Consider the following 23,158-nt stretch of genomic DNA (forward strand, 5'->3'; position numbering starts at 1 on the left):
GGCCCGCGCGGCATCACGGTCAATGTGGTCCACCCCGGCCCCACCGACACGGACGCCAACCCGGCGGATGGCCCGAACGCCGAGACGATTGCCGGCTTCACCGCTGTGGGCCGTTATGCGGAAGCGGCCGAGATCGCGGCCACCGTCGCCCACCTGGCAAGTGTGGACGGCAGGTACATCACCGGGGCCTCGATCCACGTGGACGGCGGCTTCACCGCCTGACAGGGAGAGGTCGGGACGAGCATCTCGGTGAGGACGGTCTGTTCGTCCCCGACCTCGGTGTCAGGAGATGCCCAGGGCTTCGATCAATGCAGGATATTCAGCTTGGCGGCCACGAGTTCGGAGCGGATAAGCTCCAGCAGTCGGCCCATCCAGTTCCGTCCTTCGAGCCCGCGTTGCCCCCAAAAGGTCGATGCGATGTCGGTGTAGATCAATCGGGTGGCGCCTGTGGCCATCAGCGTCTCGGCGAACTCGGGGTGTTGCTGGAACTTCGCGCGCAGCAAGCGCGTCATCACGGCGACCCGGACCTGGGGCCAGTCGTCGCGCAGGGTGGAATCCTCAGCGAGTTTCTGCGCGTCATACGGTCTTTCTGCCCCAAGGATCTCGGCCTGTCGTTGTTCGTCGGGGACCGCCAGCGCCCAGTAGGCATGCGCAACCGTGGGGTAGGTCCGGTTCCCTACGACGATCGGCGCGGGGAACTCGTTGCGCAGCACGAGGGTCCCCGGGTTCTCGGGCCAGCCGCCCGGGAAGACCGCCTGGTTGAGATGGACGCTGCTCTCGACTGGTTCAGTTGGGCCGTCGGCGGGTGTCTTCGCCTCGTACTGCTTCCGCATTTGCTCGCGCTCCGCGAAGTACTCCAAGGCGGAGGCGTGCATCTCGTCGGTGACATCGACGGTGTTTCCGTGCCACAGCTCGATCTGGTTCCCCGGGCCGGTCACGATCACCCGGAGGGGGAAGTCTTTGCGGTCCATGTCACCCAGGGCGTATCTCCGCAGGTGTTCCGGGATGGCTTCGTAAGCTTCACGAACGGCGGTCCGGTTGGCCTCGGTCGGCTGCTCTCGGAAGACGTCGACGGCGGCGAGGCAGCGGCCGGTGGAGTCCGGACGGCCGTTGAGGCTGTCGATATCATCGCGAACCTCGCCGAGCAGCATCTCGGGGGTCAGCCAGGTCTTCGGCTCGGCGAACTTCCACGAGGCGAGGTGGTGGGCCGATGCCTTGGCGCCCTCGGGCAGGTCGGTGGCAACCCATCCGGAGGCGAGCTTGCCGGCGAAGCCCTCCAGGGTTTCCAGACCCCAGCAGTCGACCATTCCGTCGGCGTAGATCAGCAGGTCGGTGAGGAAGTAGTTGCCGCCGTTGCGGATGAAGGCGTGCCGCCAGGTGCCCTCAATACGCTCGCCATCCACGTTCCGCCAGGTCCGCTGTCGTATCGCCATGCGCGACAGGGTAGCTGTTCGCACTCCCACAAGATCGGGATATGCCGGCTGGGGTCATTCAGGCATCTCAGTGTGGGGTTCGCCAAGGTCGTCCAGGAGGCTGCTGATGCGTTCGGCGATGCGCTGGTGACGCTGGACCTCGCGGTCCCACCCACGGGATTCGGCGTCAGTCACCAGTTCCCTTTTCAGTGCAGAGTCGCTTGTCCTCCCAACACCCTTCCACCGGCTATAGTCGATCTTGAGCTGGCCGACCATTCCTGGCGCCGGCACTGCGTCGGCGGTCCAAGGAAAGACACCCCGCTTCCCGCGGGAAATGCAGGTGCAAGGCCTGCCCGGCGCTCCGATGCGAGCCTCATCCCGTTGTCACCGGGGATGAGGCTCGCGGCTTTTCCCGGGCGTGCGCCGCTCGCAGAGGCGCTGACCGCATAGCCGTGCGCCTGTGCGCCGTACCCCGCGTGGTAGAGCCGGATGCTGCTGGGGGAGCATCTGCTCAGTGGTCGTCTGTCTGTGAGGGATCGTCATGCGTACTGTCCGCCGTGCCCTACCGCCCATCCTGCTCGCCTGCCTGCTGCTGGCGGGCTGTAAATCCGGTTCGCTGGGTGCGTCGACGCCGTCCACCCATCGCCCTCCGGCGGCGGGGGCTTCCGGATCGGCCGCGTCCGGTGGTGGGGGAGGGGCGATCGCGGTGGGGGCGGGCCCGCAGAAGACTTACACGGTGCAGCAGCAGCCGGCCGCCGGTTCGTGCCACTACCGGACCGAGCACGGCGAACCGCTCGAGGACCCGAAGTGCACGCCGGGCGCGATCTCCCCGGCCGTCACGCAGGCGAACCTGAAGTCGACGATCTGCCGCAAGGGCGGCTACACCTCCGGCATTCGCCCGCCCGCGTCCGTGACGGGTCGGGAGAAGAAGCTGAATGCCGCCTCCTACGGGTACACCGGACGTATGGCCGATGCCGAGTACGACCACCTCATCAGCCTCCAGCTCGGCGGCGACCCCAACGACCCGCGCAACCTGTGGGTGGAGCCCGCCGACCCGGGCCACAAGAAGGGCGCGGGGGTGAACAACCAGAAGGACCCGGTGGAGACGAAGCTGCACACCGCGGTCTGCGCCGGCCAGGTCACCCTCGCGGCCGCTCAGAAGGCCATCGTCACCGACTGGACCACCGCCCTGACCACCCTTCACCTCAGCTGAAGGGGCGGCTGCCGGCGGAGAGCACCTTGTCGTACGGGCGGGGTGTCCCCGACGGGCCGGTGCCTGTCGGCGGCATGTGAAAGGCCCCGGCTGGACGGGGGAGACCAGCCGGGGCCGTAGGTGGTGGCGCGCGGAGGGCGGTCGCCTCTCGGCGAGGTGCTCCACGGGGCTTCAGCCGGACGATCGTCCCCATGGGCTATAGGTGAGGCCCGGGGACACTGTCCCCTCCGCAGCCACGTCCAGATGAACGGTCAACCGTCCCGGAGTGTTCCCGGCCCGTCGCTTCCGCGATGGTGAGCCGGGGCACACCCGCAGTAGGGACGCTCAGTCGACGAAGTCAGCGACCAGGGCGCACCGCCGAGGCGTTGTCGGCCCAGGCGGAAAGTACCCGGCTCCTTCACCCGGACGATGCGCCGAACGCGCGGGGTCCCATGCTGCGCTCTAGCGTCGTAGTGCCTGCATCCGACAGGACTTGCAGGGGCCGGGCGGCCTCGTGCTCTGCGCCCAGGCAGGGGCCGCCCACATTCATCAGCTCGCTTGAGGGGGCAACCCGCCAACCGGCGCGAAACGCACGCACCCGCGCGGGGCGCGGACCGGGCAGGAGCTCCAGCGCGAACGTCTCCTTGCCCCAAGACACCGATCTGGTTGGCGGGATACGGTCAGGCCATGTCGCAGACGGCCGTTGAGCACGAGTATCGGACGCTGCTTGCGCGCCTGCTCAGGCTGTACCCGGACGCAGGAAACCCCCTACGCGTGCCGTAGCAAGATACCCCACAGGGGCAACCTGCTCTTCCGGATCAGCGTCGTGCCGCCACTTCAGCCAGCGCCCGTGCCCGCACCAGGTTGTGTCGGGCATCCGCGAGTGCGTTGTGCTCACCTTCCGGCTGCTCCGGCAGAGGCGGATTGCCGAGGCGCTCGCACTCCTGTCTGAGGTCGTTCGTCCACATCGGGATTCCGGCCGGCATGTCGGAGAGGCGGCCGAACAACTGAACCAGGGCCACGTGGTCGTAAGACGCGTACCATGCCCACAGCTTGGGGGCGGGGAAGGAGCGGATGAACTGCTTGACCTCGGTCGCGATCTGCGGGCGCGACTTCACGTTCCGGTAGTCCGGGTGCTCCTTGTTCCAGGACCATCCCGCGACCAACGCTTTCGACGGATCAAGGCAGTCGAGCCGCAGGGTGCCCTCCGTGCCAGGATGCGGGTCAGTGATGGGCAGCGAGGGGGTGACGTGCCGGCGCAGCCACGGGTGCGCGAGGGCGTCGCCGATCAGCTCGGGATCGTCGTTCACGGCGTAGTACTCCTTCCCGCCCGCCGCGACGATGGCGATGGAGATCAGACGGATCGTCGAGCCGTTCTCCAGGAACTCGGTGTCGATGTACAGGTCGGTCATGCGGTGTAGGGCTCCTCGGTCGGGTCGCTTGCGACGCGCGGCAGTACAGGCGCCAGGCGGCAAGTCGGCCGCCCAGGCTCAGGAAGCGGCCACCGACAGGCGAGCATCCGGCGGCTCCTGCAGGCCCCAGTCGATGCTCTCGCACGCAATGCGAGCGCGAAATAGCTCAACTGCTTGAAGCCTCAGGGTCTTTGCGTGTAGTCGATTCGTCTGATTGGTCAGGTGATTCCGAGGGTTGTCGGGCGCCGTTGCGGGTCGCGGGCGGTGCCCTTCTTGATCACCTGTCCGGTGGCGGTCACGGGTCAGGTGCCGGAGGTGCTGTCCTGCTGCGCCGCTTCCTGGAAATCGGCGACGGCGGCACCGTACGTCTTCGCCCAGTCAGTCAAGGCGGCGATGGGTTCGGTGAGGGTTTGACCGAGGTCGGTGAGACTGTATTCAACCCGCGGGGGTGCCTCGGCATAGGCACGGCGTTCGATCAGGCCGTAGCTCTGAAGTCTGCGCAGTGTCTGGGTGAGCACCTTGCGGGAGATGCCACCGACGAGGTCGACGAGTTCACCGTGCCGACGGGGCCTGCGGCTGAGGGCGAACAGGACGACGACAGCCCATTTGTTGGTGATGATGTCGATGGCGAGCCGGGCGGGGCAGTCGGCGAGGAAGACGCTTCCGGCTGAGTCCTGCATGGCCGAAGGTTACCAGAAGGTACCTATCGACTCAGTAGCGTCTTTCCACATGAGCACGTCACACACGAAAACCTATGTTCTTGTCCATGGCGCCTGGCACAGCGGGCGCGTCTGGGACCGGGTGGTTCCCTTGCTGACCCGGGCCGGGCATCAGGTGTTCGCCCCTTCGCTGACCGGCCACGGCGAGAAGAAACACCTGCTCACCGCAGACGTCGACCTGGACACCCACATCGGCGACGTCGTCGCTCTCCTCGGCGAGCGGGATCTCACCGACGTGGTCCTGGTCGGGCACAGTTACGCCGGGATGGTCATATCCGGCGTGGCCAACGAGGTCCCGGACCGGATCGCGCATCTCGTCTACGTCGACGCGATGGTCCCCACCGACGGCGAGAGCGCACTGGACGTCATACCGGACAAGACACAGCGACTGATCGACGCGGCCGCCGCCTCCGACGCCCCCTGGCGCATCCCGCCCGTGCCGGAACTGCCCGCGCCCATAGGTCTGTTCGGAGTGACCGACCCGGCAGACACTGCGTGGCTGCGCACCATGCTGTCGGATGAGTCGGTGCGCTGCTTCCTCCAGCCGGTCCGGCTGGACAACCCGGCCATGGACGCGATCGCCCGGACGCACATCCACTGCGTCGGCAGCGCACCAGGGGACGTCACGCGCCGCCCGGTTCCGACGGTGCAGCCAGGCGGCACCGCGTCGCAGGTGTGGGAGCTGCAAAGCGGCCATGACTGCATGGTCACCGTGCCGGACGCACTGACCGACGTGCTGTTGAAGGCTAGCTGACCGGTTGCCGGTCGCCGGTCGCAGGTGCCTTGCGTGGCTGCGGCGTAAGCGAGATCGCCGGGAGTTGACCCGTCATGTCTGCTTGGTTCGAGTCCGGATACAGGCGCAGGCACGGGCGCGTTGATCATGTAGGTGTCGAGTCCACATGACCACAACCGAAGACCGTGCCTGCCGTCTCATCTTCTCCTATGCCCTCGGGCCTGGAGCAACTGGCCCGTACCCACTCGCCACAGCCGCTGCCCGACGCGGTGTGCCTGGCCCGGTTCCTCGCCGGCCTGCCGGATCCACGCGCTCGCCGTGGGCGGCGTTTCCCGCTGATCGCGGTCGTGGCGGCTGCGGCGGCGAGCGTGCTGGCCGGCGCGAGATCCCTGACCGCAGTCACCGAGTGGATCGCGGACGCACCCTCCTGGGTTCTCCTAGTACTGCAAAGTGTCGTTGCAGTACTAGGTCGTGTCTTCAAATGATCTTGAGTGGTGGATCATGGTCGGGTGATACGTCGCCATGAACTGTCCGATGCCGAGTGGGAGTTCGTCCGCCCGCTGCTGCCCGCGTCCTTGCGGGGGCGGAAGCGGTTGGACGATCGAAGGGTCCTCAACGGGATCGTGTGGAAGTTCCGTACCGGGACGGCCTGGCGGGATGTGCCCGAGCGTTACGGTCCGTGGGCCACGCTGCACACCCGCTTCCGCCGGTGGGCTGCAGACGGCACCTTCGATCGGATGCTCAGGGCCGCCCAGGCGCAGGCGGGCGCAGTGGGGGATGTGGACTGGCTGGTGTCGGTCGACTCCACGATCGTCCGCGCCCACCAGCATGCCGCCGGGGCCCGAAAAGGGGGCTTCGCAGCCCCGCCCTCGGACGCTCTCGAGGCGGCCTGACCAGCAAGATTCATCTCGCCTGCGATGCCTTCGGCCGCCCGCTCGCGTTCACTGTCACGGGCGGCAACACCAACGACTGCACCCAGTTCACCGCCGTGATGGAAGCGATACGCGTGCCCCGCATCGGCCCGGGACGGCCCCGCGTGTGTCCCGACCATGTCCTGGGCGACAAGGGCTACAGTTCCAAAGCCATCCGCACCTGGCTGCGACGGCGCGGCGTCGGCCACACCATCCCCGAGCGGGCCGACCAAGTCCGCAATCGGCTCCGGCGCGGCAGCCGCGGCGGGCGCCCGCCGGCTTTCGACAAGCAGCTCTACAAGCGTCGCAACGTCGTGGAACGGTGCTTCAACCGCTTGAAGCAGTGGCGCGGCATCGCGACCCGATACGACAAGACCGCCGAGTCCTACCAGGCAGCCGTCACCCTCGCATCGCTCCTGATGCGGGCGTGACATTTGAAGACAACTCCTAGACTAGCTAGGGGGACCCCGAGAAGGCCCGCGGTGTCGACGGGTTGTAACCGGCCGCGGACGATGTGCCAGACGGCGAAGACCACGCTCGATGCGATCGCCAACGCGGATAGGAAACGGACGAGTTGCCACGTACGCCGGTGGCGGCGCCCCTGGAGACCAGCCATCCCACGATCATGCCGCTGCTCGCACCGGGTGATCGGTTCTTTGTATTACTTGTGACCCTTCGGGGCTGCGTAGCCGCACACCAAGCCGGACTGTCAACGTCAAGTCCGCAGCAGGTCCGGGGTGCCCACCAGGTCACCGCCGTCTCACGCGCCCACCGTCTTCCTCTCCCCAATCCGGGGCGAACTGGGGCTGTGTGGGTTGAACTGGGCCCCTTGTCCGATCGTGGTCGGCCCGACCACGGACCCCTTGTCCGATGCGGCGCGGGCCACCTCACCGGCTCATGGGCCACCGATCGCGCTCTCCATGCCCCGCACCCCGGGACCAGCCACTGGTCAACCATTGCACGGCGACTTGCCCTACGCCCGGGTGCCGGTGAGGCGGTAGCCGGTGACGAGGTCGGCGCAGACACGGACGATCTGGTCCATGTCGATGTCGATCCAGGGGACGAGGAGCTGCCGGTAGCGGGCCACCTCTGCCGGTGCGGTGATCCGGGTGGCCGGCCCGGTGACCATGACACTCCAGCCGGTATGTGTCTGCGGGGAGATCTGGTCGGCCTCGTAGACCACCACCGGGTCGACGCCGGTAGTGCTCAGCAAGCCTGATCCGCCGTGGGTGCGGATGACGACGGCATCGCCGTCGACCAGATGGCTGACGGGGCGGATCACCGGCAGCGCCCGCTGGGTGAAACCGATGCGGCCCATGGGAACACTGGCCAGCAGGGCCAGGGATTCCCCACGGCCCAGCTCGATCATCCGTGCCATCGGGATGACACGAGATCCGGTTCTGCACGACGCCTCCCCGCTCCCCCGGGACCACTGATATGGCGGCACGTTGCCGGAACCTTGACTGTCTCTCCACACGGTGACGGCCGCTAGCCAAGGTCCTCAGCGGCGGTCGCCGCGGTTTCGGCGGTTGCGGAGACGGCGGACCGCGTAGATCGGCAGGGCGATGACGGCGCCGACGACGATGATCCACTCTGCGTAGTAGGCGGGGCCGGGGTGGCTGCCGCTGATGTGTCCGGCGGACAGCAGGGCGGCCGTGATCGTTTGGTGGGGCATCTGCTTCTCCTTCGGTCCGGTTGCTCTGCTGCCGCCTGCTCAGCGGGTCAGGCGAGACGGCTCGTCGCTTCCGGGCTCGGGGGCGTTCGCCGGGTCGAGAGCGTGCATGAGCGTCAGGTAGCCGTCCTCGACCGTGGCCTCGACGCGCTGGGCGTCGGCGCCGGGGGCGGTGGGGCTGATGACCCGGTAGGTGGTGCCGGCCACGCCGGGGGTGACGTTGACCGTGGGCAGGTCCGGCGCCGGGGCGCCCGGCGGGACGGTGACGTGCCACACCATGTCCTGGGCCCGGGCGGCGAGGTCGCCGACGGGGCCCTGGAAGGCGATGCTGCCGTGTTCGATCACCACGACGTTCGGGCAGGTCTGCACGATGTCGTCGACGATGTGGGTGGACAGCAGCACGGTACGGTCGCCGGCCAGCGTCGCGAGCAGGCCGCGGAACCGCAGCCGCTCCTCCGGGTCGAGTCCGACGGTGGGCTCGTCGACGATCAGCAGCCGCGGGTCGTTCAGGATGGCCTGCGCGATCCCGACGCGGCGTTTCATGCCGCCGGAGTACGTCTTCAGCTTCCGGTGCGCGACGTCGCCGAGGGCGACGAGGTCGAGCACCTCTCGGATCCGGGCGCGGCGGGCGCGTCGGTCGATGAGGCCCTTGAGCAGCGCCATGTAGTCCAGGAACTGCCGGGCGGTCAGGTCCGGATAGAGGCCGAGTTCCTGCGGCAGGTAACCGGTGGCGGCCTTCACCTGGCGGCGTCGCGCGCGCGAGGTCAGCTCGGTGCCGTCCACGCTGACGGTGCCGTCGGTGGGGTGGAGCACCCCGGTCAGCACGCGCATCAGCGTGGTCTTGCCGGCTCCGTTGGGGCCGAGCAGGCCGACCATGCCCGTGGGCAGGCGGAGGTCGACGCCGTCCAGGGCGCGGACCTGACCGCGCCGGTAGGTGACGGTCAGACCCGTGAGGGTCACGTTGGGGGCCGTCATGACGGGCTCCTCCTGTTGAGCACGTAGTGGGTGACGCCGAGCGCGACGAGGGCCGCGATGAGCAGGAAGGCGATGCTGAGGATGGCGTTGGCCGTGTCGGCGTGCGCTCCCCGGTCCGCGGCGTCGAACATGTGGGCGTGGAACCAGGCGCCGCCCGGGTACTCGCCGATGGCCTCGAAGGGGGTGCCGGCGAGGGTGGGGATCCCGTACCGGGGGCCGACCATGTTGCCCCAGAACCAGTAGCCCACCAGGCCCAGCCGGTACAGCGGCGGCCCGATCAGGTGGGGCACGGTGAGCGAGAACGCGGAGATGAAGAGCAGGCCGGGCAGGATCATGGCCGCGAAGGCCTCCAGGCCGACGGGCACCACCGAGATCCCGTGCCCGGAGGCCAGGTAGGCCAGCAGGGCCGCCCAGAACAGCGCGACGGGTGTGATCGTGGCCGCGGTGGCTCCCAGAGCCTTGCCCCACAGGCGCGGTCCGATGCCCGTCGGGGTCGAGGCGAGCAGGTCGTCCAGGTCCAGCCGGGACTCCCGGCGGACGCGGTCGGCGAGCATGGCGCCGACGCCGATGGGCGCCAGCATCATGACGTTCATCGCCCAGTCCCCCACCAGGGTCCCGTGGTCCGTGATACCTGCGGACAGCTCCGGCGGCCAGGGACTCGAGGAGCGCAGGGCGATCAGCCCGACCACGACCAGCCAGACCGCCGGGCGCCGCACCTGCATCAGGTACTCGTAGCGCGCAGCCGCCTGGGCCTTGGCCCACCAGCCCCTCTCCGCCGGTGTCGCGATGGGGCGCAGGAGTGCGGTGGTCATGCGGCGTCACTCCCGAGGAGTCGTTCGGGGCGGCCCAGCAGCACGCCGGCGGCGGCCGCGGCGGCGAGGCCGACGGCGGGCAGGGAGATCCGGTTGACCGTCCAGTCGTGCGCCTGGACCTTGTCGGCGACGCCCATGAACAGGAACTGCGCCCGCAGCACGGTGTGGGAGACGATGTCGTGGGCGAGGACCAGCTGGCCCAGCCAGACTCCTCCGATCAGGCCGCCGGCCGCGGCCGAGCTGCGCAGGGCGACGGCGATGAGCACCGCGACCGCCGTCAGCCAGATCATGGGCGGAGCCCACACCAGGAGATAGCCGCCGGTGCCCTGCCCCTTGGGCCACGCCCCGAGCGCGCGGAAGGTCACCGCGTCCACGAAGGTGGCGAGCGCGCCCGCGCCGACCACCAGAGCGGTGCGCAGGAACACCACCCTGCGGTAGGGCGTGCTGGTCATGACCAGTTCGGCGCCCGGATCACGCGCCGTGACCGACGAGGCCGCGATGGCGACGCCGAGCGGGGCGAAGCCCGCGAGGACCGCGCCCGCGGCCCGGTCCAGATCGGCGGCGGTGGCGCCGGTCGCGTGGAGGACCGCCACCAGCACCGCACCGGCCAGGGGGGCCGCCAGGGCGGTCGCCGGCGGGGCGAGGCCGATGACCCGCAGCTCCAGCCGGAGGCGGGCCCAGAGGGATCGGTCGAGGTCTCGTTGCATGCCGGTCAGCCTGCTGGGCCCGGCGGCGCTCCCGTACCGGCCGAAAGTTCCGACCGCACGCGAAGGCACGGTCCTTTCGGCCGGTACTGCGGGAGGGGAGTCCTTTCGTAGCCTGGGTCATCGTGAGCGCACTGGACGAACATGCCCGGCTGGCCCGACTGACCACATGGGCGATGCCGGGGACCAACGCCCTGCTCGGGCTCGTCTTCGCCGTGGTCCTGGCGGCCCAGGCCTACCGGATCGCCGCCGCGGGCGGCCGGGGCTGGCTGTTCGACCTGTGCGTCGGCGTGGTGGTGTGCGGTGCGGCCCTGGTGCGGCGCGGCGACCGGACGGTCGCGGCGGTCGTCGGCCTGTCCGTCACGGCGGCCGGCGCGGTCGTCGCCTGGCTCGGGCACCTGCCCGGCGAGCCGGGCGTCGCCGCCTCCCTGGCCCTGATCGTCCTCATGGGCTCCTCGGTCCGGGCGCTGCCCGCGCACCGGGCCGCCCTGATCGCCGGGGCCGCGCTGCCGGTCATGGCGCTCGGCTTGCTGCTGGCCGTGCCCAGCACGGCCACGGCGCCCACCCCGTCGCAGCTGGGCCTCATCGGTTGGTTCGCCGGCCTGGTGCTGGGACTCCTCGCACGGTTCCTGGACGAACGCCGCCGCGGCGACATCGAGAACATACGGCGGGACGAGCGTCTGGCACTCGCCCGTGAACTGCACGACGTCGTCGCCCACCACGTCTCCGGCATCGTCGTGCAGACCCAGGCTGCCCGGATCGTCGGCCGCAAGCGGCCCGAAGCGCTCGACGACACGCTGGCGGGCATCGAGCGTTCGGGGACGGACGCGCTCGACGCCATGCGCCGCGTGGTCGCACTGCTCCGGGACACCGAGGACGGCGCCGCGAGCAGCCCCGGGACCGAGCAGCTCACCGAACTGGTCCGCCGTTTCGAGGGGCACGGACCGGCCGTCGACCTGCGGCTCGCCGAGCCGACGGCGTCCTGGCCGCCAGAGGTGACCACGACCGTCTACCGGGTCGTCCAGGAGTCCCTCACCAACATCGCGCGGCACGCCCGCCACGCCGGCGCGGCGACCGTGACCGTCTCCCAGGCCCACGACGGTCTCACGGTCGCGGTCGACGACGACGCGCCGCACACCCCGAGCCGGCACACCCCGCGCGGCGGGTACGGCCTGATCGGCATGCGGGAACGCGTCGAGGCCCTCGGCGGTACCCTCGACGCCGGTCCCCGGCCCGGCGCGGGCTGGTCCGTGCGGGCCACTCTGCCGCTTGCCCCCGGAGCCCGCCGATGAGCCTCCGCGTCCTGATCGCCGACGACCAGGCGATGATCCGCAGCGGCCTGCGGCTCATTTTGGAGGACCATGACGACATCACGGTCGTCGGCGAGGCGAGCGACGGCGCCGAGGCCGTGGAACTCGCCCGCCGACTGCGCCCCGACGTCTGCCTCGTCGACATCCGCATGCCGCGTCTCGACGGCATCGACGTCACCCGGGCCCTGTCCGGTCCTGGTGTCGCCGAACCGCTCCGGGTGGTCATCGTCACCACCTTCGAACTCGACGAGTACGTCTACGGCGCGCTCCAGGCCGGCGCCGTCGGCTTCGTGCTCAAGGACGCCGGCCCCACCCTGCTCGTCGAGGCGGTACGGGCGGCCCACGCGGGAGACGCGCTGATCTCTCCTTCGATCACCCTGCGGCTGCTGCGCAGCCTCGCACCCGCGCGGGCGCCCGCCGGGGAGCGGCCAGGCCGGCCGCTCACCGACCGGGAGTCCGAGGTCGTCCGCGCCGTGGCCCGGGGCCGCACCAACCAGGAGATCGCCGCGGAGCTGTTCATCTCGCTCAGCACGGTCAAGGGCCATCTCACCGCCATCCAGAGCAAGCTCGGCGCCCGCAACCGCGTCGAGATCGCCGCCTGGGCCTGGGAGGCCCGCCTGGTGACGTGAGGCCCGCCGGTCGGTCCTCAGCGCCGGCCCAGTGCCGACAGGCGGTCGCTGCTCGCCGCACCCGACCCGGCACCGGTGTTCCGGTACTCGGCAAAGCGGTCGTCCGTCCAGGTGTTGTCTCGCGCTGAAACGTCCAAGATCTCTCGTGCGTGTATGTCACTTGGAAAGCTCTGCTGAGCTGGTGTGTTGAGCCGTGGTGTGCGTTGCGTGAGAGGTGGTCGTGGCAAGTCGTGCAAGGTGCGGGACATGCGGACGCGAATCGCTTGGGAGTTTTGATCTTGGGTTCGTGGGCTGGGAAGGCTTGTGAACTGGAAGCGCGGTACGTCGCTACCTTTCCGCGCTTGCGGAGCGCCGGGCACTTCCACGGCGATCGTGGTGGGCGCTGGTCTGCCGGGGATTGTGCCCGGATCACGGTGAGCGTGTGCGGCGCTCGAATGCCGCAAGGGAGCCCCGCTCGGCACCCTGCGCAATGCCCTCTTCCGTGCACTAGCGATGCCCGGTGACCCACCCAAAGCCGATGAGCTCGACCAACTCCTCCTACAGGCTTTCGCCGAGCAGCACCGCGTCCTGGTCTGCGACGAAGCCCAGGGTCTGACCAAGAACTCCCTGGAGTACCTGCAGACCCTCTGGGAGAACAAGCGCACCCAGCTGACAGTCATCCTCGCCGGCGGCGACAACTGCCTCCAGCGCATCCGCAGCTGCCCCGGCCTCTACTCCCGCATCCCGATCTACCAGCAATACCAACCACTGACCCCCGACGAAGTCCTGGCCCTGATGCCGAAGTACCACGCCTTGTGGCAGAACATCGCTCCCGAAGACCTGATGTGGATCAACGACGCCGCCTGCCACGGCAACTTCCGCAACTGGGCCAAGGTCACCTTCCACATCCAAGACATCCTCGAACAGCACCCCGAAACGGCCTGGTTCAGCCGTGACACGGTCCGCATGGTCCTCAGCTTCCTCGACAGCAGCATCCGCAGCTGATGCACCAGCCCAGTAGCGATGACGGCTACTCACGAAATTCACCAGCGCATGCCAAGATCTTCGAGGTCGGCGCGGCGTTCCGGGCTCAGCTTCGCGGCCCGGCGTCGGGCGTTAGCGATGAACGACCCCAGCCCCAGCAGCTCGCCGTCGACTTCCTCGCGGTGCTGGCGCGGTACGTGCAGATGCCCCTCCCGGTCCCGGAACTGCCGTGCTGCGGCCATGTTGCGTTCCCACAACTCATCCTGGGACCGCCGCACCGGCCGTACGGCCTCGTCCTCGCCCGAGGATTCGATGCCGATGGTTTCCAGGAGGTACTGCTGCGCCGGCGTCAGCTGCTCCCATCCGGCCCGCTGCCCAGCGATCCAGGTGCCGAGGTCTTCGCCCTGGACGATGAGCTCACCTGCCCCGGTGGGGAGGGTGCCGACGGCGCGGGTGTGGGCGAGGGCGAGCCGGTAGTTGCGCTGCCAGGCCACGTCCCACCCCTGCGGGGCCCACCCTGGATCGAGGGCGTCCAACGCTTCCATACGCTCCTGCGACAGCTCCCCGGCATACGAGAGGCCCGTTTCCCCGGCGTCGCGTCGTGCGGCGTTCTCGCGGGTCTTACGGGCTGCTGCACGCTGGTTTTTGGCCCACACCCCGATCGGGAACCCGTCCCCGCCCCAGACCGCGGTGGCCGGCGGCAGGAAGTGCCCGTGTGCCTCCGCGTACGACCGCGCCACGGCCAGCCCGGCCTCCCATGCGCTCGCTTGCACCGACCACACCATGCCCAGCGCCTCGAGCTCGGCGACCCGGTGTCGTCGCCCAGTTTTTCTGGGTTGTTGCTGTGGGCTGTGAGCTGGGGTTTCTCAGTTTCTGTGGGTGGGGTTCGCGGTGTTTCGTAGTGGGGCCGGGTGGGTTGGCGTCTGTCTGACCTGTGCGTATGCGGGTGTGCAGGTTGATTGATCGTGGTGCAGTTTCGGTGGGCTGCTACTTGCCGGGGCGGGTCAGGTGGTGTCGGGGTTGGTGAGGTCGTCTTTGGTGAGGGTGACGCGGGTGGCTTTGCCGGCTTTGCTGGCGGTGGTGGTGGGTGGCAGGACGCGGACGTGGATGAAGTAGACGCGGACGCCGGTGAGTTCGGTGTAGGGGGGCCAGATGCCGGGGGTGCCGTCGGTGGGCAGTTCGAGGAGTTTGTCGGTGATGTTGTAGATGACGAGGTAGGCGGTGTGCTGTCCGTAGTCGTGGGCGTACTTGACGATCTGGTGCAGCCCTTTGACCAGGTAGCTCTTGCCGCGGCCGCTCCCGTCGAAGATCTTGCCGTCGCAGACCAGAGGGTCGCGGCTGTCGAGGTCGCCGATGAGGTCTGCTTCGCCGGATGCTGAGCGCGGCTTGGCGTGGGTGATGTGGTCGCCTTCGAGGAAGAGGAAGCGTTGCAGGTCGAGGTTGTAGACCTCTTCGCCGTTGGCGCGGTCGGCTTCGAAACGGCTGTAGAGCTCGTCGCGGTCGAACCATTCGATGCGGGTGCGGTAGCGCTCGAGGGTGTGCAGGATGCTGCTCTCGGCGCCGACGCGTTCGCTGAGGAAGTCGAACAAGACTTGCAGGATGTGCTCGGCGAACTCCCGCCAGTTGTCCTGGATGTCCCCGTGCGCGCTGTAGCCGCTTGCGATCCGCCATCCGATACCAGGATCGTCGGCCTCGGTGTTTGCGATGTGCTGCATGAGGCCCCAGACGAGCGTGGCTTGTCCGTCTTCGGTTCGGCTCGGCCAGGCGAGCCGGCCGTCGACCAACTCGGAGCGGAAACTGTCTTGGTCCAGGCCGGGTTCGGTCCGGGCGGCTTCTTCGAGGAGGCCTCGCAGGGCGGGTTGGCTGTTGATCCAGGTGACGGCGAGGTGGACTTCGTGGGCGGCGCTGGTATAGGGCGCGGTCATGAGTTTGCGGAGGCGTTCGCGTACGGCGACCTGGAGGCGCCGCTGGTACTTCACCGGGAGAGGCCTTTCAGGGCTTGTGTGATCTGCTGCTGGATGACGTCGCCGGCGTTCTGGGCGCTGCCGTTGGAGTCGGCCAGCCAGACCTGGGTGTAGCAGCAGGGGCAGGTCACGGCGGTCTGGGCCACGACCTCCGAGTAGCGGACCCACATCAGGTAGCCGCAGGTGGGGCAGGCCCTCTCGAGGTCCGCGCTGAGGAATTGTGTCGCGAGGGATTCACCCATGGCGGGATTGTCCCGTACGGATCTGACAGTGGCGCTGTTGTCGGCTCTATCCGGGTTGGATGCCGATGGTGGTGAGGAGGTGCTGCTGGGTGGGGTGGAGGGTGTTCCAGTGGGTGCGTTGGCGTTCGGTCCATTGTTGGATGGTGGGGGAGTGGTTCTGGCCGGTGTGGTGGTGCAACTTGGCTTGTTGGTAGGTGCGTTGCCAGGCCCAGTTCCAGGGCGGGTTCCACCAGGGGTCGAGGGTGTCGAGGGCGTGGGTGGTGGCGGGGGCCAGGCGTCCTTGTCGGGCTGCGCTGCGTTTTAGGGCCAGCCAGTCGCCCAGGGGAAAGCCGTCGTGGTGGGTGTTTTTGCTGCAGGCGAGGTGGCCGTGGGTGGTGGCGTAGGCGCGGGCGTGGGCCAGGCCCGGGCCGCTGGGGTAGACGCGTCGGGTGGTGCGGGGCCGGTCGGTGGGGTGGGTGGCGTGGATGCCGATGTGGGTGAGGAGTTGGTGTTGTTCGGGGCGTAGGTGGGGCCAGGCGGCGTGTTGTGCGGTGATCCATAGCCGTACGTCGGTGGGTGGGCGGCCGTCTTGGTGGTGTGTGGTGCGGGCGAGGGTGTAGGCGCGTGGCCAGGCGAGGTCCCAGGGCGGGTTCCACCAGGGGTCGATCGCGGTGAGGGCTTGGTGGCGGGCGGTGGAGGTGGCGTCGTTGCGGGCTTGTTGGCGTTGTCCGTTGAGCCAGCGGCCCAGGGGGAAGCCGTCGTGGACGGTGGAGTGGGCGGCGGCGAGGGTGTGGTGGGCGGCGGCGTAGGTGCGGGCGTGGGCGAGCGCGGTTTCGGCGTAGGGGGTGAGGGGTCGGGTGTGGGCGGTTTCGCGGGTGAGGCCGATGCCGGCGAGGAGGCGCTGCTGGTCGGGGTGGAGGTCGTCGTAGTGGGTGCGCTGTTGGCGCAGCCAGGTGCGCTGGGTGGGGGCGAAGCTGCGGAAGTGGTGGTCGGCGTCGAGCCGGTGGCCGGCTTGTACCTGGGCGTGGATGTGCTGCCAGGCGCGCTGCCACGGCAGGGGCCAGGGCGGGCACCACCAGGGATCGATCGTGCTCAGGGATTTGGCCGCGGCGGACGGCGGCGCCCCTCGGCGGGTGTCCTCTCGTGCGTGCTGGCGTTGCCGGCGCAGCCATCGTCCGAGCTGGAATCCGTCGTGGAGGGTGTCGATCGCGGCGGCGAGGGTCTGGTGCGTTGCGTGGTAGGAGCGCGCGTATGCGAGACCGACGGTGAAGTCGGCCTCGCGTTCGGCGGGATAGGCGGTGGCGCTGTGGGCCTGGTCCGCGGTGATGCCGATGCGGGCGAGGAGGTGCTGCTGGTCGGGCCGGAGGGTGTCGTACTGGGCGCACTGGGTGGTCAGCCAGGTGGCGAGCGCGCTGCTGGTGCCGGGGAACCCGGCTGCCGCGTCCAGGGTGCGGCCGCTTTCGAGGTAGGTGTGGGCCTGGTGCCAGGAGCGCCTTTACATGAACCTGAGTATCGAGGCCTTCGCCGACCCATGGGCACGCGGCGGCTAGCCCCAGTCCGAGGACCGCGAGCCGGAGGAGGACCAGGACGCTGTTGAGGACGGGACCTGGAGCCGGCAAGGGGTAGGTCGGCCGGTGCGCGGGCGGCGGCGCTGGTGCGGTTCGCGGAGGCGCGTGACCCAGCGGCGCTGGCGGCATTTCGTGCGGCTGCGGGTCCATCGACCCCGAAGGCGCCTACTGGCGCCGCAGCATCGAAGCTGCCACCCGGTTGCTGCGCGAGACGGCGAGGAGTAGCTCCGGGTGCCGTATCTGTTCGTGAAGCCTGCCAAGTGGGGGCGGCCGGAAAATAGCCGCTGTGACGCTGACTCGCTGATCAGCGGACGTACTACGCGGCCGGGACGCTGGAGCCTGAGCAAGTCACCGAGCTCGAGGCCCTCGGCGTGGTCTGGTCCGTGTGGGAGAGAGCGTTCGCCGAAGCCCTCACTGTGGCGCGGTCGTGTACTCCCATCCGTTGCCACCCACGACGGCCGTGTGGGACGGTTTTCCCATCGGCACATGGACCAAGAATCAGCGGGCTGCGGCCCGCAGGACGGTGCAGAACTCCGAGCGGCGTGCGGCCGGGGAGACCGGGTGTCCGCGGCTGGGGAGCTGCCTGAGCGGCGTATGGCGGCACACCTTCCCCGGCATGAAGGCTGTTGGAGTGGGCCCCGGCCGCACAACGTACAGCTCCTCGCAGACGAGTTCACGGCCAAGGTCACCCGCCCCACCAGCAGCTTCGTCGTGCTTGTCCACCTGACGGCAATCGATCTGTCCAGCCTGCCCCCGCGCTACCTGACCCGACCTTGCCTCCCGACGAAATGCGCGTTCCGTGACCGCACGGGAACACGGCCTTGGCATCTTGTTGATCACCGTTGAAGGGTTACCGTGCGCTATTGGCGAGGGAGAGCAGGAGGTGGGAGGACTCTGGGTGGTAGAAGTCGGAATGCGCGCCGACGAAGAGTCTTTTCGCGGTGTAGAGCTTGCTGGCGTCGACGTTGATGAGTCGCTTGTCCGGTGCAAAGACGTAGCGGCTGGTGACGTCCTGCAGGATGGTCTGCGTGATGTGATCCTTTGGGGCGCTGGCTCCCAGGTGCCCGATGGCGACTTGGTCCTCTTTCTTGGCGTGGAGTTTTCCCAGGGCGGTGTCGGCGGGTGAGTAGGTCATGGCTACGGGGGCGTTGAGCAGGTTCGGGTCGAGGATCTTTATGAAAGGTTCATGGGTGAAGGCGTCGGCGGGGAGGGCCGGCTGGAAGAGGGTGAGGCTGTCGAGGGTCCAGGGGTAGGTGCTGTTAGCGAAGTCCCATGCCAGGGTGTCGGGTCCGCCGTCGGCCAGGCGTCTGCTGGCTTCGAGGATGCCGTGGAGCAGGACCCGGCTGCCGAACGAGTGGCCGGTGCAGTGCAGGTACTGGCCGTAGGCGGTGGCAAGAGTTTCGGGTCCGGGTTCGGGGGTGTCGCGGTGGGTATTGAGGTAGCCGAGGATGGCGCCTAGGACGCGGGGAACGTGGCCGTCCTCCGACATGGTTTGAGTGCGCTTTTTGACCGGGTCGTAGTCGGTGGGCAGGAGTTTGGTGTCGCGGGAAGGCCAGCGCACGGCTATGTACTGCGGTCGAAATCCTCGGAGACGTGGGTAGGCCTGTGGCTGTGCCGTGGCGAGGGCTTCTACTTGGCCGAAGAGGGTGCGCGCATGGTTGAGGGCGTCTTCGGGTTTGGTGCGCCAGCCGTGGACGAAGACGAAGATGTCGGTGGTGTCCTCGCGTAGCCGCAGGTGGTGTTCGAGGTGCTGGGCGATGTCCGTATCCGGGACGGTGGTGCAACCGTCGGTGTGCAGGAGGTGCCCGTTCTTGTCTAGGTCTATCAGGTCGACGGGAAGGAGCGGTTGAGTCACGGCTACTCCGCTTGCGGGCTGTGGATCAGGCAGGTGTCGATGCCTCGGATGAGGGTGAAGGCCAGTCCGAGAGGTGAGGCGTGCTGGCTGATGAAGTCCTGGGTGAGGTCGCGCAGGATGCATGCGGCGCGTTCGCCCTTGAAGAATTCTTCGAAGAATCGGGTGGCCAGGGTGCTGGCGACCGAGGGTGGTACCTCAATCTGCGGACCGACAAGGCATCCGATGCCGAGTTTGAACAGAGGTCTGGCGAGGCCTTGTTGGTCGTATTGGCCGGCGCGGCCGCCTTCGCAGGCCATCATGAAGCACAGGGGGCTGGGCAGCAGCTGGTGACGGTATCGGGCCCAGTCCTTGATATCGCCGGCAAGGATGGGCTTGTCGTCGGTGAGAACGATGCGCGCCGACTTCTGGCCGCGGTGGTCTGTGCGGTTGCCGGTGGCATGCGCTCCAAAGACCAGGATGTGGTCTGTACAGTCGGACGCGGTCAGCCGCTGGGCGGTTTCGGCTTTGGTGGTCCATACCTCCGAGGCCGCGTGAGTATCGAAGACGTGGCGGACGGGGCACAGCGGGCAGTCCGCCTCGCCTGCCTTTGCGAGGCGGGTGTCGAGGTAGAGGCTGGCTTTGGGGCGTTCCCCGCCGTGTTCGATGAAGGGGCTGTATCCGTCGACTCTGCCGAGACTGTGTTCGATGAGGTGGGTGTAGCCGAAAAAGCCGTCCCAGCTCGCGGCGCCTCCGGCGTGCAGGCCCTGCTGGTCGTCTGGATGCAGGTAGAGCAGACCCCATGGGATGAATAGGTCCGGCGATGTCACGGTGATGATCTGCGGGCCGTTGCGCAGCGCCTGTGCCAGGGCTACTTCCAGTCGGTCGAGGTCGTCGTCGCCGCTTTTGAAGATATCGCCGTAGAGGATTTGTCCGGCACGAGCGAGTGTTTCGCAGGCCTCCTGGAGAAGTTCGCGGGCGTTGCGCTCGCCAAGGGTTTGATACGGGAACCCCGCGAAGGGGTAGGCGCCTTCGACCTTATGCAGGACGGTTGCCTTCAGCCACGCATCGTGGATGTCCTCGAGCGACTGGGATATCTGCTCCTGATCTACTCTGAGGCGGCCGGAGTAGAGGTCGTTGCCGTCGTAGGGCAGGGCCGGGCCGTGGGCGTGGACGAGGTAACCATCGTGCACCTTGTGGAAGCGGAGATGGATCGATCGCTCCTGCACGGTACGCGGGGTTATACGCGGTAAGTCGCCCAAGCCGTCGTAACCGTCGAAGGGCAGACTGAAGTCGAGGTCTTGTTGCTGTTCCATGGTCAGGTGGTGCTGCCGTCTCTGCCCACGACGGTAAGGACACGCTCAATGCTCTGGATCACGGCACCGTCGGCGCGGCGCAGGACGTCAATGCGTAGGGTCACCGGGTCCGGCGTGCTGGGGGTGATCCGGAAGTGTTCCGGTGGTGTTCCCCCGTGGTCAGTCAGCCGGGTATGGATGATTGAGGGCGCTACCTCGGCGGTGTCGGCGTCGATGTACAGCGTGAGATCCAGCGGGTTGTCGTCGGTGGCGTCGTCTTCCTGCGGTTTGCGGTCGGGGTCCTGTGGCTGGTAGTTGAATGTGACCTCCAGGCGCTGCCCCACGTGCAACGGGAGGGCGCCTTCAGCGACCCGCAGGCGCGGACGGTGACGGCGGTGGCCCCGGGACGGCCGACGGTCTCCCGGGCTGCCCGGGGGCACAGGTTCGGCGGGTGGGGATGCGGGCTCGGCGGCCAGCGGTTCCGGGTCGCCGGGGTCGGTGGCGGATTCGGCGACAACCGACAAAAGCTCATCCGCATGCACGAGGGGGTTCACTGCAGTGGGCCTGCTCAGCAGGCGGCTGGCCCAGTGCTCGAGCGGTCCGGCTTCATCGATGACGGTGATACGCGCGTCGGCAAAGTCGAACGTCCATCGCACTTCCCGCTCGGCGGTCGCGGCCGATTCGGGAGCCTGCAACTGCCAGGGGCTGTTTTTCGGACGCGGTGCATCCTCTCCTTCGACCTCGAGAGGCTGGGACGCAAAGTTGTTCCACTCGACGAGCAAACGGCTGATGCCTGCGCGCCGGTCCGCGAGGACCGCACGGGTCAGCGGGAGCACCTGCTCCGCTGGGCTCATCCGGCAGACATCGAGCATCAGCACCGCGCTTTGAGCACGGCTCTGACGCAGCCAGGTCACCAGTTCGCTGGCGCGAACACTTTCGTCGTTTTGCAGGTGAAGGTCGAGGTCAAGGCCCTGGCCGGAACGACGGGCCGTCCCGTGACCGGCCAGGTAGATCAGCGCCATGTTCTCGGCCGTCGCCGATAATCGACTCACGGCCTCGAACAGGCGCTGTCGCGTGGGCGGCTGGGCCAGTACGGAAGTGGTGTCGCGGGTAAAACCGCAATGCGTGTCGACGAGTGCTTCAACCAACGTCGTTGCGTCCGCGACCGGGTTGAAGAAATAGCCGCCCAGCGGTGCGCCTGCCACGGCGAGTGCGTAGCGGGCGCAGGATTCCATCGTCACAGTAGAGGCAGCCCGCAGAGCGGGCAGCCGCCTTTCGCGGGTCCTTGCTGTGGCGGGAGCGTTGCGCACTGGAACCAAGGGGCGGGAGAAGCTGTCCGCGTTGCGCAGGATCGGGGAGTGGTAGCCCTCGCCCCGGGTGGCCTTGCGTAGCATCCGGTATGCGGCTTTCAGATCCAGCGGGTCGCGGCGGTCGGCGACCTCGCCGAGCAGCTTGATCAGATGCTGGGTAAAGACCGACGGCCCCGTGTTGTTGGCGGCGAAAGCATAGGGTGACCTGCCCACCGAGGTCAGCACCGCTACACCCTGTCTGCTCATGCGCGTGATCTCCTGGAACAACTGCCGGTTAGAGACCGTCGCGTTGGCCGTCAGGCACGTGTCCAGCACCAGAAGGCGGTCAGGACTGTCGACGCCCTTCATCGCCTCGACCAGATCCTGCACGTTCAGCCACAGGTCGCGAGCATCATCGTGGAGCGGCAGGGCGAGTTGCAGTTTTCCCGAAAGGTCGGCGCGGCAGCGGCCTCCGGTCCAGTAGACGATCAGACCATCACCCGGCGGAACCTCCCGCGAAAACCGTTGGAGAAGGTCGTCGTCGTGCAGTGGCGACACCACGTGGCACGTGTCAGGGCTGCCCCCCACCAAATCCGGATCCGTCAGCGCCGCAGCCAGGGTCGACGCGTTCCGTCGAGTGCCCTCGGGCAGCGACATCGGCCCCGCTAACGGCCCGCCCTGCACCACATAGTTGTGCGTCGCGTATGGCACCATGAGGTCCCCCTGCACTCATCGCCTCTACCTCGATAGTAGGCGCAACTACCTTTTGCAGGTACATAGATGACGTGACACCACAGTCAGACCCCACAAAGGCCCGACCAAAGTCGCCCAGATGAGTGAAAAATGCTTCACACGGTTGACGCATATCGTGCGGCTGGGTGACACGCTGTCACCGCGCGAGACCGTGGCCGCCGTCGGCGTCCCCACCCGGACGCATTCAGCGAATGCGCCGCAAGGCCAAGCGCCTCGCCACCGAACAGCCCCGCCGCGCAGCGCAACGAAGAGTCGAGTGATCCGCCGTTGCGCTGGGCTCGAGTACCGGGGACAAAACGCGTCCGTCACTGCCGGCGCCGGTCGTACTCCGCCTTGAGGTACTTGAGGCGGCGGACACGCTCGCCCACTCGCGCAGCCTCCCCGACGGGAACGCCGGCTCGCAGCGCCGCCGCTGTCCAGTTCGCGTTGGCGTCTTCGGCGTAAGACGCCGACCGCTTATCGACGGCGGGGCTGGTCTGGTCGAACAGGGTTCTTGTTTGGGTGATCGCGCGAGGGCCAGCGCATGACAGCAGGGCCTCGGGCCGGAAAATCACAGGAAACGCGGGCGCGCTGATGCGTGTTCCGTGCTCAGGGTTTCGGTGGTGAAGGTGGGGGTGGGCGCCCGGTCAGGTTGGGCAGGGCGTCAAGGTTGCTTGAACGCTGGCTCAACGTCCCGGTCATGGGGGCCGTCTGCTGCTTAGCCTCGGCGTTTCGGTTGGGGTGATGAGGCGTCGCTGTTCGTCTGCCGTCACGTGGGCCGGGTGATTGCGTTGCCTGGGCATGGCGGAGTCCC

Annotated in this window: 22 protein-coding genes and 2 pseudogenes; 8 read left to right on the top strand and 16 right to left on the bottom strand. The window is 68.2% G+C overall.

Translation table 11 applies throughout. The features are described 5' to 3' along the window. The coding region (locus tag ACIRVK_RS42445; protein WP_404257018.1) for an SDR family oxidoreductase at positions 1-222 on the top strand (222 nt) is incomplete at its 5' end. Between the two features lie 83 nt (positions 223-305). On the opposite strand, the gene ACIRVK_RS42450 is transcribed toward ACIRVK_RS42445, so the two are convergent. Further along, positions 306-1,433: an NADAR family protein gene (locus tag ACIRVK_RS42450; RefSeq protein WP_404257020.1), complete on the bottom strand. Its 1,128-nt coding sequence runs from the start codon at positions 1,431-1,433 to the stop codon at positions 306-308. A gap of 520 nt (positions 1,434-1,953) precedes the next feature. On the opposite strand from ACIRVK_RS42450, the gene ACIRVK_RS42455 reads away from it, so the two are divergent. Continuing rightward, on the top strand, positions 1,954-2,625 hold the full coding sequence (locus ACIRVK_RS42455) for a hypothetical protein (RefSeq protein ID WP_404257022.1): 672 nt from the start codon (positions 1,954-1,956) through the stop codon (positions 2,623-2,625). Between the two features lie 797 nt (positions 2,626-3,422). Here the strand turns inward: ACIRVK_RS42455 and ACIRVK_RS42460 are convergent. Both ACIRVK_RS42460 and ACIRVK_RS42465 read right to left on the bottom strand, forming a co-directional pair. Then, positions 3,423-4,016, bottom strand: a complete 594-nt coding sequence (locus ACIRVK_RS42460; RefSeq protein WP_404257024.1) for a 3'-5' exoribonuclease domain-containing protein — start codon at positions 4,014-4,016, stop codon at positions 3,423-3,425. A gap of 302 nt (positions 4,017-4,318) precedes the next feature. Then, complete coding sequence (locus ACIRVK_RS42465) at positions 4,319-4,696, bottom strand: winged helix-turn-helix transcriptional regulator (protein WP_404257027.1); 378 nt, start codon at positions 4,694-4,696, stop codon at positions 4,319-4,321. 49 nt (positions 4,697-4,745) lie between these two features. Between ACIRVK_RS42465 and ACIRVK_RS42470 the strand changes: the two genes are divergently transcribed. From ACIRVK_RS42470 to ACIRVK_RS42480, 3 genes are all read left to right on the top strand, one after another. Continuing rightward, positions 4,746-5,489, top strand: a complete 744-nt coding sequence (locus ACIRVK_RS42470) for an alpha/beta fold hydrolase (RefSeq protein WP_404257029.1) — start codon at positions 4,746-4,748, stop codon at positions 5,487-5,489. 188 nt (positions 5,490-5,677) lie between these two features. Continuing rightward, entirely contained in the window at positions 5,678-5,953 is a 276-nt protein-coding gene (locus tag ACIRVK_RS42475) for a transposase family protein (RefSeq protein ID WP_404257031.1), read from the top strand. Positions 5,954-5,980: 27 nt separating this feature from the next. Next, a protein-coding gene (locus tag ACIRVK_RS42480) for an IS5 family transposase (protein ID WP_404257059.1) occupies positions 5,981-6,810 on the top strand; the annotation gives its coding sequence in 2 pieces (ribosomal slippage) (positions 5,981-6,317 and positions 6,317-6,810; 831 coding nt in all). 542 nt (positions 6,811-7,352) lie between these two features. Here ACIRVK_RS42480 and ACIRVK_RS42485 read toward each other — a convergent pair. The 5 genes from ACIRVK_RS42485 to ACIRVK_RS42505 all read right to left on the bottom strand — a co-directional run bounded on the left by ACIRVK_RS42485 (position 7,353) and on the right by ACIRVK_RS42505 (position 10,545). After that, complete coding sequence (locus ACIRVK_RS42485) at positions 7,353-7,757, bottom strand: pyridoxamine 5'-phosphate oxidase family protein (protein ID WP_404257033.1); 405 nt, start codon at positions 7,755-7,757, stop codon at positions 7,353-7,355. Between the two features lie 123 nt (positions 7,758-7,880). Next, the gene (locus tag ACIRVK_RS42490; RefSeq protein WP_404257035.1) at positions 7,881-8,054 is read right to left on the bottom strand and encodes a hypothetical protein; all 174 of its coding nucleotides are present in this window, start codon (positions 8,052-8,054) and stop codon (positions 7,881-7,883) included. A gap of 39 nt (positions 8,055-8,093) precedes the next feature. Then, positions 8,094-9,026: an ABC transporter ATP-binding protein gene (locus ACIRVK_RS42495; RefSeq protein WP_404257037.1), complete on the bottom strand. Its 933-nt coding sequence runs from the start codon at positions 9,024-9,026 to the stop codon at positions 8,094-8,096. Next, complete coding sequence (locus tag ACIRVK_RS42500; RefSeq protein ID WP_404257039.1) at positions 9,023-9,838, bottom strand: hypothetical protein; 816 nt, start codon at positions 9,836-9,838, stop codon at positions 9,023-9,025. The genes ACIRVK_RS42495 and ACIRVK_RS42500 overlap by 4 nt, the downstream gene beginning before the upstream one ends. Continuing rightward, positions 9,835-10,545, bottom strand: coding sequence for a hypothetical protein (locus tag ACIRVK_RS42505; RefSeq protein ID WP_404257041.1), 711 nt, complete (start codon positions 10,543-10,545; stop codon positions 9,835-9,837). The genes ACIRVK_RS42500 and ACIRVK_RS42505 overlap by 4 nt, the downstream gene beginning before the upstream one ends. A 122-nt stretch (positions 10,546-10,667) precedes the next feature. On the opposite strand from ACIRVK_RS42505, the gene ACIRVK_RS42510 reads away from it, so the two are divergent. The 3 genes and pseudogenes from ACIRVK_RS42510 to ACIRVK_RS42520 form a co-directional block, all read left to right on the top strand. Next, the gene (locus ACIRVK_RS42510) at positions 10,668-11,834 is read left to right on the top strand and encodes a sensor histidine kinase (protein WP_404257043.1); all 1,167 of its coding nucleotides are present in this window, start codon (positions 10,668-10,670) and stop codon (positions 11,832-11,834) included. After that, complete coding sequence (locus ACIRVK_RS42515) at positions 11,831-12,481, top strand: response regulator (protein ID WP_404257045.1); 651 nt, start codon at positions 11,831-11,833, stop codon at positions 12,479-12,481. Before ACIRVK_RS42510 ends, ACIRVK_RS42515 begins: the two co-directional genes overlap by 4 nt. Before the next feature lie 441 nt (positions 12,482-12,922). Then, positions 12,923-13,465, top strand: a pseudogene (locus ACIRVK_RS42520) (AAA family ATPase); the annotation flags it as partial. 38 nt (positions 13,466-13,503) lie between these two features. On the opposite strand, the gene ACIRVK_RS42525 reads toward ACIRVK_RS42520, so the two are convergent. The 8 genes and pseudogenes from ACIRVK_RS42525 to ACIRVK_RS42560 all read right to left on the bottom strand — a co-directional run bounded on the left by ACIRVK_RS42525 (position 13,504) and on the right by ACIRVK_RS42560 (position 22,326). After that, complete coding sequence (locus ACIRVK_RS42525) at positions 13,504-14,217, bottom strand: helicase associated domain-containing protein (protein WP_404257047.1); 714 nt, start codon at positions 14,215-14,217, stop codon at positions 13,504-13,506. 231 nt (positions 14,218-14,448) lie between these two features. After that, entirely contained in the window at positions 14,449-15,423 is a 975-nt protein-coding gene (locus tag ACIRVK_RS42530) for a hypothetical protein (protein WP_404257048.1), read from the bottom strand. Beyond that, the gene (locus ACIRVK_RS42535; protein ID WP_404257050.1) at positions 15,420-15,650 is read right to left on the bottom strand and encodes a hypothetical protein; all 231 of its coding nucleotides are present in this window, start codon (positions 15,648-15,650) and stop codon (positions 15,420-15,422) included. The genes ACIRVK_RS42530 and ACIRVK_RS42535 overlap by 4 nt, the downstream gene beginning before the upstream one ends. A gap of 46 nt (positions 15,651-15,696) precedes the next feature. Then, complete coding sequence (locus ACIRVK_RS42540; RefSeq protein WP_404257052.1) at positions 15,697-15,828, bottom strand: hypothetical protein; 132 nt, start codon at positions 15,826-15,828, stop codon at positions 15,697-15,699. 69 nt (positions 15,829-15,897) lie between these two features. Beyond that, positions 15,898-17,076 (bottom strand): annotated as a pseudogene (locus ACIRVK_RS42545) (helicase associated domain-containing protein); the annotation flags it as partial. A gap of 971 nt (positions 17,077-18,047) precedes the next feature. Next, entirely contained in the window at positions 18,048-19,052 is a 1,005-nt protein-coding gene (locus ACIRVK_RS42550) for a hypothetical protein (RefSeq protein WP_404257054.1), read from the bottom strand. A 2-nt stretch (positions 19,053-19,054) separates the two neighbouring features. Beyond that, a complete protein-coding gene (locus tag ACIRVK_RS42555; protein ID WP_404257055.1) occupies positions 19,055-20,344 on the bottom strand; it encodes a CHAT domain-containing protein in 1,290 nt (429 codons plus the stop codon). 2 nt (positions 20,345-20,346) lie between these two features. Continuing rightward, a complete protein-coding gene (locus tag ACIRVK_RS42560) occupies positions 20,347-22,326 on the bottom strand; it encodes a hypothetical protein (RefSeq protein WP_404257057.1) in 1,980 nt (659 codons plus the stop codon). Positions 22,327-23,158 lie beyond the last annotated feature (832 nt).

Source organism: Streptomyces sp. NPDC101152 (genome assembly GCF_044768275.1).
Taxonomy (GTDB): Bacteria; Actinomycetota; Actinomycetes; order Streptomycetales; family Streptomycetaceae; genus Streptomyces.

What these genes read in the sequence shown, in the direction of transcription:
- ACIRVK_RS42450 (WP_404257020.1), bottom strand. Translation starts at nt 1,433, where the DNA reads ATGGCGATACGACAGCGGACCTGGCGGAACGTGGATGGCGAGCGTATT.
- ACIRVK_RS42455 (WP_404257022.1), top strand. Translation starts at nt 1,954, where the DNA reads ATGCGTACTGTCCGCCGTGCCCTACCGCCCATCCTGCTCGCCTGCCTG.
- ACIRVK_RS42460 (WP_404257024.1), bottom strand. Translation starts at nt 4,016, where the DNA reads ATGACCGACCTGTACATCGACACCGAGTTCCTGGAGAACGGCTCGACG.
- ACIRVK_RS42465 (WP_404257027.1), bottom strand. Translation starts at nt 4,696, where the DNA reads ATGCAGGACTCAGCCGGAAGCGTCTTCCTCGCCGACTGCCCCGCCCGG.
- ACIRVK_RS42470 (WP_404257029.1), top strand. Translation starts at nt 4,746, where the DNA reads ATGAGCACGTCACACACGAAAACCTATGTTCTTGTCCATGGCGCCTGG.
- ACIRVK_RS42475 (WP_404257031.1), top strand. Translation starts at nt 5,678, where the DNA reads ATGCCCTCGGGCCTGGAGCAACTGGCCCGTACCCACTCGCCACAGCCG.
- ACIRVK_RS42485 (WP_404257033.1), bottom strand. Translation starts at nt 7,757, where the DNA reads ATGGCACGGATGATCGAGCTGGGCCGTGGGGAATCCCTGGCCCTGCTG.
- ACIRVK_RS42490 (WP_404257035.1), bottom strand. Translation starts at nt 8,054, where the DNA reads ATGCCCCACCAAACGATCACGGCCGCCCTGCTGTCCGCCGGACACATC.
- ACIRVK_RS42495 (WP_404257037.1), bottom strand. Translation starts at nt 9,026, where the DNA reads ATGACGGCCCCCAACGTGACCCTCACGGGTCTGACCGTCACCTACCGG.
- ACIRVK_RS42500 (WP_404257039.1), bottom strand. Translation starts at nt 9,838, where the DNA reads ATGACCACCGCACTCCTGCGCCCCATCGCGACACCGGCGGAGAGGGGC.
- ACIRVK_RS42505 (WP_404257041.1), bottom strand. Translation starts at nt 10,545, where the DNA reads ATGCAACGAGACCTCGACCGATCCCTCTGGGCCCGCCTCCGGCTGGAG.
- ACIRVK_RS42515 (WP_404257045.1), top strand. Translation starts at nt 11,831, where the DNA reads ATGAGCCTCCGCGTCCTGATCGCCGACGACCAGGCGATGATCCGCAGC.
- ACIRVK_RS42535 (WP_404257050.1), bottom strand. Translation starts at nt 15,650, where the DNA reads ATGGGTGAATCCCTCGCGACACAATTCCTCAGCGCGGACCTCGAGAGG.
- ACIRVK_RS42555 (WP_404257055.1), bottom strand. Translation starts at nt 20,344, where the DNA reads ATGGAACAGCAACAAGACCTCGACTTCAGTCTGCCCTTCGACGGTTAC.
- ACIRVK_RS42560 (WP_404257057.1), bottom strand. Translation starts at nt 22,326, where the DNA reads ATGGTGCCATACGCGACGCACAACTATGTGGTGCAGGGCGGGCCGTTA.